This window comes from Bradyrhizobium sp. NDS-1 (assembly GCF_032918005.1).
Lineage (GTDB): Bacteria > Pseudomonadota > Alphaproteobacteria > Rhizobiales > Xanthobacteraceae > Bradyrhizobium > Bradyrhizobium tunisiense.
In genome coordinates this window covers 2023768-2038134 of sequence record NZ_CP136628.1, presented here as the reverse complement: position 1 = coordinate 2038134, position 14367 = coordinate 2023768, and the positions used below count along the sequence as shown (strand labels likewise).

Annotated in this window: 12 protein-coding genes; 3 read left to right on the top strand and 9 right to left on the bottom strand. The window is 65.8% G+C overall.

What is annotated here, in order from left to right:
* Nucleotides 1-72 precede the first annotated feature (72 nt).
* Nucleotides 73-1674: an L-aspartate oxidase gene (locus tag RX330_RS09625; RefSeq protein ID WP_317242838.1), complete on the top strand. Its 1602-nt coding sequence runs from the start codon at nt 73-75 to the stop codon at nt 1672-1674.
* 11 nt (nt 1675-1685) lie between these two features.
* Nucleotides 1686-2564 carry a carboxylating nicotinate-nucleotide diphosphorylase gene (gene nadC / locus RX330_RS09620; protein ID WP_317242837.1) on the top strand — a complete coding sequence of 293 codons (879 nt, stop codon included), beginning with the start codon at nt 1686-1688 and terminating at the stop codon, nt 2562-2564.
* 131 nt (nt 2565-2695) lie between these two features.
* Here nadC and RX330_RS09615 read toward each other — a convergent pair whose 3' ends face one another.
* The 3 genes from RX330_RS09615 to RX330_RS09605 all read right to left on the bottom strand — a co-directional run bounded on the left by RX330_RS09615 (nt 2696) and on the right by RX330_RS09605 (nt 7786).
* Nucleotides 2696-4150, bottom strand: coding sequence for a cell wall hydrolase (locus RX330_RS09615; RefSeq protein ID WP_317242836.1), 1455 nt, complete (start codon nt 4148-4150; stop codon nt 2696-2698).
* A 456-nt stretch (nt 4151-4606) separates the two neighbouring features.
* Nucleotides 4607-7534, bottom strand: coding sequence for a pyruvate, phosphate dikinase (gene ppdK, locus RX330_RS09610; protein WP_317242835.1), 2928 nt, complete (start codon nt 7532-7534; stop codon nt 4607-4609).
* A gap of 96 nt (nt 7535-7630) precedes the next feature.
* On the bottom strand, nt 7631-7786 hold the full coding sequence (locus RX330_RS09605; protein ID WP_008562090.1) for a DUF3096 domain-containing protein: 156 nt from the start codon (nt 7784-7786) through the stop codon (nt 7631-7633).
* Nucleotides 7787-8017: 231 nt separating this feature from the next.
* Here RX330_RS09605 and RX330_RS09600 point away from each other — a divergent pair, with 231 nt between their 5' ends.
* Nucleotides 8018-8371: a DUF1236 domain-containing protein gene (locus RX330_RS09600; protein ID WP_317242834.1), complete on the top strand. Its 354-nt coding sequence runs from the start codon at nt 8018-8020 to the stop codon at nt 8369-8371.
* 258 nt (nt 8372-8629) lie between these two features.
* On the opposite strand, the gene glyS is transcribed toward RX330_RS09600, so the two are convergent.
* The 6 genes from glyS to RX330_RS09570 form a co-directional block, all read right to left on the bottom strand.
* Nucleotides 8630-10729 carry a glycine--tRNA ligase subunit beta gene (gene glyS, locus RX330_RS09595; RefSeq protein WP_317242833.1) on the bottom strand — a complete coding sequence of 700 codons (2100 nt, stop codon included), beginning with the start codon at nt 10727-10729 and terminating at the stop codon, nt 8630-8632.
* The gene (locus RX330_RS09590) at nt 10729-11664 is read right to left on the bottom strand and encodes a glycine--tRNA ligase subunit alpha (protein ID WP_212030902.1); all 936 of its coding nucleotides are present in this window, start codon (nt 11662-11664) and stop codon (nt 10729-10731) included. The genes glyS and RX330_RS09590 overlap by 1 nt, the downstream gene beginning before the upstream one ends.
* 211 nt (nt 11665-11875) lie before the next feature.
* Nucleotides 11876-12067: a hypothetical protein gene (locus RX330_RS09585; RefSeq protein WP_212089405.1), complete on the bottom strand. Its 192-nt coding sequence runs from the start codon at nt 12065-12067 to the stop codon at nt 11876-11878.
* A gap of 105 nt (nt 12068-12172) precedes the next feature.
* Nucleotides 12173-13081, bottom strand: a complete 909-nt coding sequence (locus RX330_RS09580) for a S49 family peptidase (protein ID WP_212089403.1) — start codon at nt 13079-13081, stop codon at nt 12173-12175.
* A gap of 214 nt (nt 13082-13295) precedes the next feature.
* Nucleotides 13296-14060 carry a tRNA1(Val) (adenine(37)-N6)-methyltransferase gene (locus RX330_RS09575; RefSeq protein WP_317243868.1) on the bottom strand — a complete coding sequence of 255 codons (765 nt, stop codon included), beginning with the start codon at nt 14058-14060 and terminating at the stop codon, nt 13296-13298.
* Nucleotides 14053-14280 (bottom strand): DUF2007 domain-containing protein, encoded by a 228-nt coding sequence (locus tag RX330_RS09570; RefSeq protein WP_212089400.1) that lies wholly within the window; start codon nt 14278-14280, stop codon nt 14053-14055. The genes RX330_RS09575 and RX330_RS09570 overlap by 8 nt, the downstream gene beginning before the upstream one ends.
* Nucleotides 14281-14367: the final 87 nt, after the last annotated feature.

The window sequence follows — 14367 nt, the reverse complement described above, 5'->3', positions numbered from 1 at the left end:
GCACGACAACCTCCGCCGCGGCGTATGGGTCCCTGCGTTCGCAGGGACGACAGATGAGCAAGAGGAAGCATCATGACCAACAACATCCACAACCTCACCCGCCGCACCGACGACGTCGTCATCGTCGGCGGCGGCCTTGCCGGACTGTTCTGCGCGCTCAAGCTCGCGCCGCGGCCGGTGACCTTGATCTCCGCGGCGCCGCTCGGACAGGGCGCATCATCCGCATGGGCGCAAGGCGGCATCGCCGCGGCGGTCGCCGAAGGCGATACGCCGGAAGCGCACGCCGCCGATACCGTTGCGGTCGGTGGCGGTCTCGTCGATGAGGCCGTCGCATTCGGGATCGCCCGCGAGGCCGCGCCGCGCATTCACGATCTCCTGGCCTATGGCGTCCCTTTCGACCGTGATCTCGAAGGCAGGCTCGCCGTGGGACGCGAAGCCGCACACTCCGCCCGGCGCATCGTGCACGTGCGGGGCGACGGGGCGGGAGCGGCGATCATCGCGGCCTTGAGCGCAGCAGTGCGCCGCACGCCGTCGATCCGTGTCATCGAAGGTCTCGTCGCTGAAGCGCTCCTGACGGAGGATGGCGCCGTCGCCGGCCTTCAACTGCGCGAGGCCGGCGACGCGGCGGCACGGCCGGTCCTGCTCGCCTCGCGCGCGGTCGTGCTTGCAACTGGCGGCATCGGGCATCTCTATGCCGTCACCACCAATCCGGTCGAGGCCAGCGGATCCGGCCTCGCCATCGCAGCGCGCGCCGATGCCGTGATCGCCGATCCCGAATTCGTGCAGTTCCATCCCACCGCCATCATGGTCGGGCGCGATCCGGCGCCGCTCGCCACCGAAGCGCTACGCGGCGAAGGCGCAACGCTGGTCAACGGCAACGGCGAACGCTTCATGGCAGCGCGCCACCCGCTCGCGGAGCTCGCGCCGCGCGACATCGTAGCCCGCGGCGTGTTCGCCGAGATCGCGGGCGGGCGGGGCGCCTTCCTCGATGCGCGGCAGGCGCTGGGCGTGCGCTTCGCCGACAAATTTCCGACCGTGCATGCGAGCTGCATCGCCGCTGGAATCGACCCTGCCACGCAACTCATCCCGATCGCGCCCGCCGCGCATTATCATATGGGCGGCGTCGCGGTGGACGAACGTGGCCGAAGCTCGATCGACGGGCTCTGGGCCGGCGGTGAGGTGTCGTCGACCGGCGCACACGGCGCCAATCGGCTGGCCTCGAATTCGCTGCTCGAGGCCGTGGTCTACGCCGCACGAATTGCCGACGACATTGCCGGCCGCGCGCTCCCCTCACCCGCCCGCCTCCCCGACGCACCGGTCGCATCGCGCGGCGGCACGCCGGATGCCGCGGTCGTGCAGCGGCTGCGGGCGACGATGAGCGCGCATGTCGGCGTGGTCCGCGACGGCGACGGTCTGACCGATGCCGTGCACCACTTCGCCAGGCTCGAACGCGAGGCAACGAGCCTCGCGCTCCGCAACATGGCGATTTCGGCCCTGCTCGTCGCGGCGTCAGCCTGGAGCCGACGCGAGAGCCGGGGCGCGCATTTCCGCTCCGACCATCCGGCCGAAATCCCTGCGCTGGCGCAGAGAACGATGACCACACTCGCCGCGGCGCGCGAGATCGCAGAAGGCCTGCGCCCGTTGCCGCGCACGGCCCACCCCATGATCGCCTGATGGAGTTCCCCATGATCAATCCGACCTCGTTGCTCAACCCCGACGCCTTCCTTTCCCCGCTCGTCATCGACGACGCCGCGCAGCGCGCGCTCGACGAGGACCTCGGCCGTGCGGGCGACATCACCTCGCTTGCGACGATCCCGGAAGCGACCCGGGCAGAGGCAGTCCTGGTCGCGCGCCAGTCCGGCGTGATCGCCGGCTTGCCGCTGGCGCTGGCGACGTTGCAAAAGCTCTCGCCCGACATCGAGGTGCGCGCGCATGTCCGCGACGCCGCACGCGTAGCCCGCGAACAGCAGGTGCTGACGATCTCCGGCCCCGCGCGGGCCATTCTCACCGCGGAGCGGACCGCGCTGAACTTCGTGGGCCGCCTCTCGGGCGTCGCAACGTTGACGGCCGAATACGTCGCGCGCACCGAAGGCACCCGGATGCGCATCTGCTGCACGCGCAAGACCACGCCGGGCTTGCGGGCGCTGGAGAAATACGCCGTGCGGTGCGGCGGCGGCTTCAACCACCGCTTCGGCCTCGACGATGCGGTCCTGATCAAGGACAACCACATCGCGGTTGCCGGCGGCGTCGGTGCCGTGCTGGAGCGCGCCCGCAGCCACGCCGGCCATCTCGTCAAGATCGAGATCGAGGTCGACACGCTGGCGCAACTGCGCGAAGTGCTGGCGACGGGAATGGCCGACGCCGTGCTGCTCGACAACATGGATCTTGCGACGCTGCGTGAGGCGGTGCGGATCAACGAGGACCGCCTCAAGCTCGAGGCGTCCGGCGGCGTCACGCTGGATTCGATCGCGGCGATCGCAGCCACCGGCGTCGACTACGCGTCGGCCGGCGCGCTGACCCATTCGGCGCCGAACTTCGACTGCGCGCTGGATATCGAGGCGTGAGGGCACGCAGCCTGCACGAGGTCGTCATGCCCGGGCTTGTCCCGGGCATCCACGGCCTTGCCGCGCGGACCTAAGAACGTGGATGGCCGGGACAAACCCGGCGATGACGCGATGGAGACCTTGGCGCTCAGCTACCGCCGCTCGCTCATGCCCATTTCCGCGGAGCTCTTGGCTTCCTGCGCGAGCTCGGCGGAGAGCGCGGCGGTCTGTGCCGGCGTGCCCCAGGCCGGCGCCTCGCTGCCGTCGCCCCATTTGCGTGGGCGGTAGAAGGTGTGCACGCCGGTCTTGTACATCTTCTTCATCTCGGCGACCCAGGACGGGCGCACCCAGTAGGCGTGATAGTGCGTGGACTTGCCGACCTCGGGCAACCAGATCTGGCCGTCGAGCATGGCCTTGGCGATCTTCTTGGCGCGCTCCCACATCTCGGGCTCGCGGATCACGTCGGTGTTGTTGTCGCAGGCGAAGGTGAACTGGCAAGCGAGATGACGGTGCTTGTTCTGATAGACCGCGCCGCACACGGTGTCGGGATATTTGCCGGAGAACACACGGTTCATCACGACCTGCGCCACCGCCATCTGGCCCCGGACGGCCTCGCCGCGGGATTCGAAATAGATCGCTTCCGCAAGACACTTCTCGGACTTCGCGCGCGACTTGTCGTCGAGCGCGAGCCGTTCCGCCGGCGATCTGGTGCGCTGGTTGTCGGCGTTGACCTCGCCCTTTGGCGCGACACTCTCGCCGCTCTCGATGTCCTTGGCAATATCCACGGTCGGCGGCGATAGCGAGGCCGTCACCTTCATGTCCGGATCGGGCATCACGATCAGCGGCTCGGCGCCGGGCTGCCAACTCTCGATGCTCTCCAGATTGCCGCCGAGCGAGGCGCTGCCGAAGAACAGGTTCGAGGTCTTGACGCGGAAGGGATCGCGCGCCGGTGCCGGCGGAACAGTCGCCTGCTTCAGCGCTTCGAGCGGCTGGACCGCGAACGCACGCGCCGCGTCGCTGGCCTGCGGTGGATTGGCATATTGCGGCAGCGGCGGCGCACGCAGCGCTTCCTGGAGCTCGGGGTCGAGCGCAGCCGCAGTCTCCGGCGACATCGCCTGTGGCAACGCGGCGGTCTTGGTGCCGAACACCGAACCGTTCCACGTCGCGGGATCTTCCTGCGCCGGTGCCGCAGCAGGCGCCGCCGTTTCGGGAGCCTGGCCCGGTGTGACGATTGCGAGGCGATCACCCTTCATGGAGCGATCGACCTTGGGAAAGTCGGAAGCCTGGTAGCGCGGCGGCGCCTGCAGCGCCGGATTGCGGCTGATCGCGCCGGTAAAGTCGCGGCCGTCGAGGCTCGCGAGGCGAACCATCGCGCTCTGCGGAACGGAGGTGCCGATGGGGCGCGAGAAACTGTAGGTGGCGAGCTGGATGGAGGACGCCGCGGAGAACACCTGCTTCTGCCAACGCTCGGCGACGCCGGGTTGGCGCGCCAGCAAGGAGGCAATGTCCTGATAGCCGGTCTCTCTCGGCATCAATGCGAAGATGCAGAGACCGATGCCGAAGGACGCGAACCGCGCGCCCTTCGGATGGTTACGCAACACTGACATCGTTACGCTCACGCTACGCTTACGCCAGAAAAATCGAGCCGCAGTACATCCGTGCAATTCGATCTTTATCGTAAGTATCTAATTTAGGTTGCCGGGGCGTTAATCCGCGTTGCGCGTGCGGCACACTCAAGCGAACACAGGTGTTTTCACGGGGCGATCGCGCGCGGTGGTAAACGCGTCCTCACGTGAAGCGGTAAACAACCGGTCAACGCAAATGGTGAAGGAACCCTTGCGGGCGCGTGTCATTACGGGACGCGCGGTGTTCCCGTTGTCGGTGCGGTGCTTCAACAACCCCGTCATTGCGAGCGTAGCGAAGCAATCCAAAATCCCTTCGGAGACGTCCTGGATTGCTTCGTCGCAAGGGCTAATCGCAATGACGGATGGAGAGAGCATCGGACAAATAGAAAGAGGCGGGGCTTTCGCCCCGCCTCTTTCATTCCAGCATTCCAGTTCTTCTTACGCCTGGCTTGCGATCGCCTTGCCGAGCGCGGCTTGCGCGGCGGCGAGGCGGGCGATCGGCACGCGGTAGGGCGAGCAGGAGACGTAGTCGAGGCCGATATTGTGGCAGAAGGCGACGGAGGCGGGATCGCCGCCGTGCTCGCCGCAGATGCCGACCTTGAGCTTCGGGCGGGTCTTGCGGCCGCGCGCGACGCCGATCTTGACGAGCTCGCCGACGCCCTCCTGGTCGAGAGCCACGAAGGGATCGACCGAGAGAATGCCCTTCGCCACGTAGGGACCGAGGAAGCTCGCCGCGTCGTCGCGGCTGATGCCGTAGGTCGTCTGCGTAAGGTCGTTGGTGCCGAACGAGAAGAACTCGGCCGACTGCGCGATCTCGCCCGCGAGCAGGCAGGCGCGCGGCAGCTCGATCATGGTGCCGACCTGATAGGCCAGCTTGGTGTTGGTTTCGCGCATCACCGCCTGCGCGGTGGCATCGATGCGCGCCTTGACGAGGTCGAGCTCCATCTTGGTAGCAATCAACGGCACCATCACCTCGAGGCCGACGGCCTTGCCGGTGCGCTTCTCGGCCTCGACCGCCGCTTCGAAGATCGCACGCGCCTGCATCTCGGCGATCTCGGGATACGCGATCGCGATACGGCACCCACGGAAGCCGAGCATCGGATTGAACTCCGAGAGCTCGCGGGCGCGGTCGGCCAGGCGCCGCGGGTCGGTGTTCATGGCGCGCGCCACTTCCTCGACCTCGGCATGGGTGTGCGGCAGGAACTCATGCAGCGGCGGATCGAGCAGGCGGATCGTGACGGGCAGGCCCTTCATGATCTCGAACAGCTCGACGAAGTCGGCACGCTGCATCGGCAGCAGCTTTGCGAGCGCGGCGCGGCGCGACTGCTCGTCCTCGGAGAGGATCATCTCGCGCACCGTGCGGATTCGGGTCTCCTCGAAGAACATGTGCTCGGTGCGGCACAGGCCGATGCCTTCGGCGCCGAACTTGATCGCGGTGCGCGCGTCATCAGGCGTGTCACCGTTGACGCGGACGCCGATCTTGCGGACCTGGTCGGCCCAGGCCATCAGCGTGCCGAACTCGCCGGACAGCTCCGGCTCGATCATCGGCATGCGGCCGGCCAGCACCTGGCCGAGCGAGCCGTCGATGGTGATGACGTCGCCGGTCTTGAAGGTGCGCGAACCGATGCTCATGGTGCCGCGACCGTAATCGACGCGGATGGTGCCGCAGCCGGAGACGCAGGGCTTGCCCATGCCGCGCGCGACCACCGCCGCGTGCGAGGTCATGCCGCCGCGCGTGGTGAGGATGCCTTCTGCGGCGTGCATGCCATGGATGTCTTCCGGGCTGGTCTCGATGCGGACCAGGATGACCTTGCGCCCGTCGGCCTGAAGCTTGGCCGCTTCGTCCGAGGAGAACACGATCTCGCCGGAGGCCGCGCCCGGGGACGCCGGCAGGCCGGTCGCGATCACGTCGCGCTTGGCGTTGGGATCGATGGTCGGATGCAGGAGCTGATCGAGCGAGGCGGGATCAATGCGGGTGACCGCTTCCTTCTTGCTGATCAGCCCTTCATTGGCGAGCTCGACCGCGATGCGCAGCGCCGCTTTCGCGGTGCGCTTGCCGCCGCGGGTCTGGAGCATCCACAGCTTGCCCTGCTCGACCGTGAACTCCATGTCCTGCATGTCGCGGTAGTGCTTCTCGAGCAGCGTGTAGATCCGCGTCAGCTCCTTGAAGGCCTCCGGCATCGCCGCTTCCATCGACGCCTTGTCGGAGCCCGACTCTCTCCGCGCTTCCTCGGTGATGTCCTGCGGCGTGCGGATGCCCGCCACCACGTCCTCGCCCTGCGCGTTGATCAGGAACTCGCCGTAGAGCTTGCTCTCGCCGGTCGAGGGATTGCGGGTGAAGGCAACGCCGGTCGCCGAGGTCTCGCCCATGTTGCCGAACACCATGGCCTGCACGTTGACCGCGGTGCCCCAGGATTCCGGAATGTCGTGCAGCTTGCGGTAGGTCACCGCGCGCGCGTTCATCCAGGATGAGAACACCGCACCGATCGCGCCCCAGAGCTGGTCGTGCGGGTCCTGCGGGAACTCCTTGCCGGTCTCGCGCGCGACCGCGTCCTTGTACTTGCCGACCAGGTCGACCCAATCCTCGGCGGTGAGGTCGGTGTCGAGCGTATAGCCCTGGCTGTCCTTGAAGGTATCGAGGATTTCCTCGAAGTGATGATGCTCGAATCCGAGCACCACGTCCGAATACATGGTGATGAAGCGGCGATAGCTGTCATAGGCGAAGCGGCGGTCGCCCGACAATTCCGACAGCGCTTCCACGGTCTGGTCGTTGAGGCCGAGGTTGAGCACGGTGTCCATCATGCCCGGCATAGAGGCACGCGCGCCGGAGCGCACCGAGACGAGCAGCGGGTTCCTGGTGTCGCCGAACACTTTGCCGGTCAACTTGCCGACATGGTCGAGCGCTTTCTCAACCTGGGCCTGCAATTCCTTCGGATAGGATTTGTCGTGCGCGTAGAAGTAGGTGCAGACCGAAGTCGGGATGGTGAAGCCGGGAGGCACGGGAAGGCCGAGATTGGCCATCTCGGCGAGGTTCGCGCCCTTGCCGCCGAGCAGGTCGCGCATCTCCGTCCGGCCCTCGGCCTTGCCGTCACCGAACGTGTAGACCCATTTGCCGGCCTTGATGGCTGCCGGCGCGGCCTTGGCGGGCGCCGCCTTCTTCGGTGCGGGCTTCGTTGCGACCTTCGGCAGAGCCGCCTTGGTCACGGCCTTTGCCGTCGGCTTTGCCGCGGATTTGGCGACTGGCTTCGGCGCGCTCTTGGCCAGCGCCTTGCGGGCCGGCGGCGCGGCCTTAGCGGCGGCCGAGGACTTTGATTTCGCTGGCATTTTCGCCGGGATTTTCTTGGGCTTCGAGGCGGCTTTGGCCATAGCTTGCACACAACCTGCGAGAGGAATGGGAAATCGCGGGCCTTACACCACTTTGGGCGGGCCCGCGCAAGTCGGACGGTTCCGAAAAGTGAACACCTAGAAGCGGAGCCACTTCAGGAGCCCGAGCCCGATCGCGCCGTTCACGATGAGGAAGATCGCGACGATCAAGTTGAGGAGCCGCGGCATGATCAGGATGAGCACGCCCGCAATCAACGACAGGATCGGCGAAATGTGGGCGACGGTGATGTGCATGAACTATCTTTCTGTGGAGGATGAGGCGAATCGCGGGCGGATCATAGCCCTCCCGGTTCCGCGAGTAGAGACGCGCAACGGGCAGTGCGAGTTCCGGCGCACACGAAAACTGCCTGAAATTGCCGCGAATGCGGCGGGCCTTTTCCCGGAACATTGCGAAGGGTGCATGCATTGGCCAATCGGCTGCGCCACTGGCGCGTCCGAAATAAAATCACGTCGAAGGAGTTGTCCATGCGGAACAGGATTCTTGCTCTTGCAGCGCTCGCGGCCGCGGTCGGCTCGCCCCTTGCGGCGCAGGCGCAAAGCGGTGTCACCGTCGGACGCGCGCCGGCCGCGACCGACAGCATCCCGACCATTACGACCGATCAGCGGCCGGCCTTCCGCGACTATGTCGTCGAACAACGTGTGCCGCCCTTTCGGATTCCGGATCGTGTGGTGGTCGGTGCCACCTTACCCGAAAGCGGCGTCACTTATTATGACGTGCCGCAACGCTTCGGCGCCACCACCTACCGCTACACCGTCGTGAACGGCGAGACCGTGCTGGTCGAGCCGCGCTCGCGCCGCATCGTCGAGGTGCTGGACTGACATCGAATCATCGACATCGACTAGATGTCCGGCGCGTCACTTCAATCAGGCTGGCGCGAGCAGTATAAATCGGACATCGGGCCCCGCCCGGTCTTCCCCCGCCGGGCGGGGCACTTCTTTTTGCTCCTGTCATTCCGGGGCGCGCGAAGCGCGAGCCCGGAATCCATCGTGCCGCGCGTGGTGAGGAACAATGGATTCCGGGCTCGCGCCAAGTGGCGCGCCCCGGAATGACAGCGGTGTTTGCCGCGCTATCGCGTTTCAATCCTGGATCTTCGAGAAATCCGCCACCGCGCGCGTGGCGCTGCGGATCTCGTTCAGCAGCTTCAGGCGATTCTCGCGCACCTTGGCATCGTCGTCGTTGACGCGAACTTTTTCGAAGAACGCATCGACCGGCGGACGCAGCTTCGCCATCGCGCTCATCGCGGCGGCGAAGTCCTCCTTCGCGACGGCAGCGCTTGCTTCCGCCTGCACCTCGCCGATCGCCTTGGCCAGCGCCCTCTCCTCATCGAGGCTGTAAAGCGCAGCATCCGGAGCGCCGTCGAAGCTGCGCTTGTCCTTCTTCTCCTCGATCGAGAGGATGTTGCTGGCGCGCTTGATGCCGGCGAGCAGGTTCTTCCCATCGTCGCTCTCGAGGAATTTTCCGAGTGCCTCGACGCGGCGGACGATCATCAGGAGATCGTCCTGGCCGCCGAGCGCGAACACGGCGTCGACGAGATCGTGACGCGCGCCTTGCTCGCGGAGCTGGACCTTGAGGCGGTCGGCGAAGAAGGCGAGGAGGTCGCTCGGAAGCCTCGAGATATCGGTCGGCTTCACCGACAGGCCGGCAAGCGCGGACGCAGCCAACTTCATGAGCGACAGACGCAACGTGTTTTCGGCGATCAGCCTGATCACACCCAACGCCGCACGACGCAGCGCATACGGATCCTTGCTGCCCGTGGGCTTCTCGTCGATGGCCCAGAAGCCCACCAGCGTATCGATCTTGTCGGCGAGCGCCACCGCGACACTCACCGGATCGGTCGGCACGCCATCTGCCGGCCCTTGTGGTTTGTAGTGCTCTTCGCAGGCGGCGGCGACGGAGGCGTCCTCGCCCTGGGCGAGGGCGTAGTACTTGCCCATCAGGCCCTGCACTTCCGGGAATTCGCCGACGACTTCCGTCAGCAAATCAGCCTTCGCCAAATGCGCGGCGCGCTTGGTCTTGGCGACATCGGCGCCGACCAGCGGCGCGATCTCGGCGGCCAAGCGCTCGATGCGCTTGATGCGCTCCGCCTGCGTGCCGAGCTTCTCGTGGAATACGATCTGATCGAACTTCGGCAGACGGTCCTCGAGCTTCGTCTTCAGGTCGGTTTCGTAGAAGAATTTCGCATCCGACAGACGCGGACGGATCACGCGTTCGTTGCCTGATACGATGACCTTGCCGCCGTCGGTCGCCTCGATATTGGCGGTGAGGACGAACTTGTTGGTCAGCTTGCCCGTCTTGGGATCCTTGACGACGAAGCACTTCTGGTTGTTGCGGATGGTGGCGCGGATCACCTCGTCCGGGATCGCGAGGTATTCCGCTTCGAACGAACCCATCATGACAACGGGCCATTCGACGAGGCCCGACACCTCGTCCAGCAGCACCTGATCCTCGACCAGCTCGAAACCTTGCGCAAACGTCAATTCCTTGGCGTCGGCAAAGATGATGTCCTTGCGCGCCTGCGGATCGAGAATGACTTTCGCAGCCTTCAGCTTCGCTTCGTAGTCTTCGAAGCGGCGCACGTTGATCGCATCCGGCGCCATGAAGCGATGGCCATATGTCGTCTGGCCGCTCGCGACGCCATCGACCTCGAACTTTACGACATCGGGCTCTTCGGTCTCCGGCCCGAAGGTCGCGGTGATCGCGTGCAGCGGACGCACCCAGCTCAGCGAGCCGGGCTTGCCGGAACGCGCGCCCCAGCGCATCGATTTCGGCCAGGGGAAGGTACGGATGATGACGGGGAGGATTTCGGCGAGCACCTCGATCGCATCGCGGCCCGGCTTCTCGATCAAGCCGATGTAGAAATCACCCTTGGGGTCGCGCTGGATCTTGGCTTCATCGAGCGACTTGAGCCCCGTCGCTTTCAGAAAACCCTGCACGGCCGCGTCGGGCGCGCCGATTTTCGGGCCCCGGCGCTCGGTCTTGAGATCAGGCTGGCGCGCGGGGATGCCGTGCACGGTGAGCGCAAGCCGGCGCGGCGTCGCGAACGCTTTCGCGCCCTCATAGACGAGGCCTTCGGCGACGAGCTTGTCGGTGACCATGCGGCGCAGATCGTCGGCCGCCTTGGCCTGCATGCGCGCGGGGATTTCTTCCGAGAACAGCTCAAGCAAAAGATCGGGCATCAGGCCGCTCCGCCCGCTTCAGTATGGATCCAGGCCTCTCCGCAGGCTTTTGCCAGCTCGCGCACGCGAAGAATGTAGCTCTGCCGCTCCGTCACCGAGATCACGCCGCGCGCGTCCAGGAGGTTGAAGACATGGCTCGCCTTGATGCACTGGTCATAGGCCGGAAGCGCCATCAGATGCGCTTCGCGCTTGTCGTCCTTCCAGCCTGCGTCGAGATATTTCCTGCAGGCAGCTTCGGCCATCTTGAACTGCTCGAAGAGCATCGCGGTGTCAGCGACCTCGAAGTTGTGCTTCGAATATTCCCGCTCGGCCTGCAGGAAAACGTCACCGTAGGTGACCTTCTGATCGCCGTCGCGGCCGTTGAAATTGAGATCGTAGACGCGGTCGACGCCCTGCACATACATCGCGAGCCGCTCCAGCCCGTAGGTGAGCTCGCCCGCGACCGGCGCGCATTCGAAGCCGGCCACCTGCTGGAAGTAAGTGAACTGGCTGACTTCCATGCCGTCACACCAGCACTCCCACCCGAGGCCCCAGGCGCCCAGCGTCGGGCTCTCCCAATCGTCCTCGACGAAGCGGATGTCATGCACGGCGGAATCGATGCCGATCGCGGCGAGCGACTTCAGGTACAGCTCCTGAAGGTTCGGCGGCGACGGCTTCATGATCACCTGAAACTGGTAGTAGTGCTGCATCCGGTTCGGGTTCTCGCCGTAGCGGCCGTCCTTGGGCCGGCGCGAGGGCTGCACATAGGCGGCGTTCCAGGGTTTTGGCCCGAGCGCACGCAGGGTCGTCGCCGGATGGAAGGTGCCCGCGCCCATCTCCATGTCGTAGGGCTGCAGGATCACGCAGCCCTGCTCGGCCCAGAACCGCTGGAGCGCGAGAATAAAACCCTGGAACGAGCGTTCCGGGCGCATATGGGCGGGCAATGAGGCGTCCATCGTCAGATCAGGCTCTCGCGGGGGGTTTTGAATCGCGCGGGACCGTATCGACGGCGGGGGTGGGAATCAAGGCAAAGGGGGCGAATTGGCCGTCATTCCGGGGCGCCCGCAGGGCGAACCCCGGAATCCATCGGGCCGCTCGCTTCGTGGTTCGATGGATTCCGGGTTCTCGCTTCGCGAGCCCCGGAATGACGCTTGAGCGGAGCGCCCCCTAACCGGGCCGATACGCTCCGGTGACGGGATCACGTTTCAGCTTCTGGATATCCCCTACATGGGCGGCTTCGGCGACGCGCGACAGGCGCATCTCCTCCAGCTCCTGGTTGATCCGGACAGCGGTCTTGTAGGCCCAGCGGACCACGGCAAGCCCACCCAGGACGCCCGCAAAAGCGACGAACGGCGGCATCGGTCGATCCTTGTTGAGTGCTCAGCCCCCAGGTGCATTGTTGCGCAGATGGTCCTGCGCCGCAATCGGCAGGCTGAGGGACGAAATGGCGCGGGAGCGTAGCGCCTAGAACCCGAATTTCGCCCAGATCGCCCGCGTCTCGACCGCCGAGATCAGCTCGTCGGGCAAGCCGGCCACTGCTTCCAGGGCCGAAAGCTGGCCCGCGCCGGGCGATTTTCGGCCCAGAAGACCGGAGAGCAGCCCGGTCGGCTGGGCAATCACGGGGGTGAGAACCTTCTCGCCGTAGCGGGCACGAAGAGTTGAGCGGAGATCGCCGATGCTGTCGGCCAGCCCGAACGCAACTGAACTCTCGCCGGCCCAGTATTCTCCCGTGAACAGCGTATCGTCGTCGCCCTTCAGCCGCGCGCCGCGGCTGTCCCTCACCAGCGAAATGAAGATCTGGTGGATCTCGCGCTGGATCGCCTTCAGCCTGGCGACGTCATCGGGGTTCTCGGGGAGAAACGGATCGAGCATCGCCTTGTGCGCGCCGGCGGTGTACAGGCGCCGCTCGATGCCGAGCCGCTTGATCGCCTCCTGGAAACCGAAGCTGCCGCCGACCACGCCGATCGAGCCGAGGATCGAGGAAGGATCACAGATGATCTCGTCGCCCGCGCAAGCGATCATGTAGCCACCGGAAGCCGCGACGTCCTCGACGAACACCAGCACCGGCAGCTTCTTCTCCGCCGCGAGCTGCTTGATGCGCAGGTAGATCTGACGCGACTGCACCGGCGAGCCGCCGGGCGAGTTGATCACCAGCGCCACCGCCTTGGCGTTCCGATACGAAAACGCCCGCTCCAGCACGCGCGCGACGCCCGCCAGCGTCATGCCCGGACGCAGGGGCGTCACCGCGCCGATCACGCCTGAGAGTCGCACCACCGGCACCACCGCAGTGCCCGGGCGGAACCGCACGGGAAGGTATTGCATGAGCTTGTCGGCCAGGCCGGAACTCTCACGATCGTTCAATTGTTCGGCCATGCCATTACCTCTGATTAACCATTTCTTATCACGCGACTGTCATTGGAAGTGCCTGGAACGTGTTTTGCAGATTTCCGGTTGGGAGGCTGCAATGAGGCAGTGGAGAACACCATGAAAATCTATCTGCTGATGTTGCTGATCGGTGCGCTGTTCATGGCGATCCGCCTGACGTCTCCGCACGAGCAACAGTCGGAATCGCTTCCGCAGTAAGCTTTCACGGGTCCACCAGCGGCAAGGCCGCTCTGCCCTCCAGAATTTCCGTCGTCTCGTTCTTAGGCATGCGTGACTCGTCGTTGAGCACAAGCCCCGGCAGCAACCGCGTCGGGGCCCGGCCGCCTTTGACTGCCCGCACCAGCACGCGGATCGCGGGCCGTCCCGCCTCGCCGTGAACCGGCAGGATCGAGAGTCCGCTGAAGCCGCGCGACAGCGCCGCCAGCACCTCAGTGATGCCATCTGCACGCCAGATCAATGTCAGCACACCATTCGATCGGAGAATGCGCCGCGCGGCATGCACCCACGCATGCAGGGTTTCCTCCGTCGCCATATGCGCGGTGTGACGCGCCTGATCCGGCGAGCCGCGATGTCGAGCCGGATCGTTGAAGGGCGGATTCATCAACACCACGTCGACGCTGTCGGGCGACAACCCGTTCGCCGCAAAGGCCTCGGCGCCAGCCGTGACGTCGAGCACGATCGTCTCGGCGGCAATCGCATTCGCCGCTGCGTTGTCGCGCGCGAGCCCGGCCAGCTCCGGATCGATCTCGACCAGGGTGAGCCTGACACCGGGAATGCGCCGCGCCAGCGCCAGTCCGGCCGTGCCGATACCGGCGCCGAAATCAACCACGCGGTCCTCTGCCCGGGCCTCTGTCGCCGCCGCAAGCAGGATGGCATCATGCCCGGCGCGATGGCCGGACCGCTTTTGCCTCAGCCGCAGGCGCCCTCCGAGAAAGGCGTCCTCGGTCATATTTGCGGCCTCACTCATCGCCGCGCAGTTCGTGACCAAGGCCGGCGTCGGTGAGGAGCGCCCGCGCCTCCTGGGCATCGTCCTCATGAACCAGGATCCGCCGCGGCAAAATGCCGAGCGAGCCCTCGATGATGCTCATGTTCTGGTCCAGCACCAGATGATGGATGTTGGCGCCGTCGAGCAGCGCGCCGATCGCCGACACCAGCACCATATCGTTGGTCCGAACCAGTTCACGCAAATGAGAGATCTCCTGCCCGAAGTAGCTAAAAGCGGCAAATGTCAATGGTTCCGCGGCACTTGCCGCATCCGCCGCCAGTTTCTATTG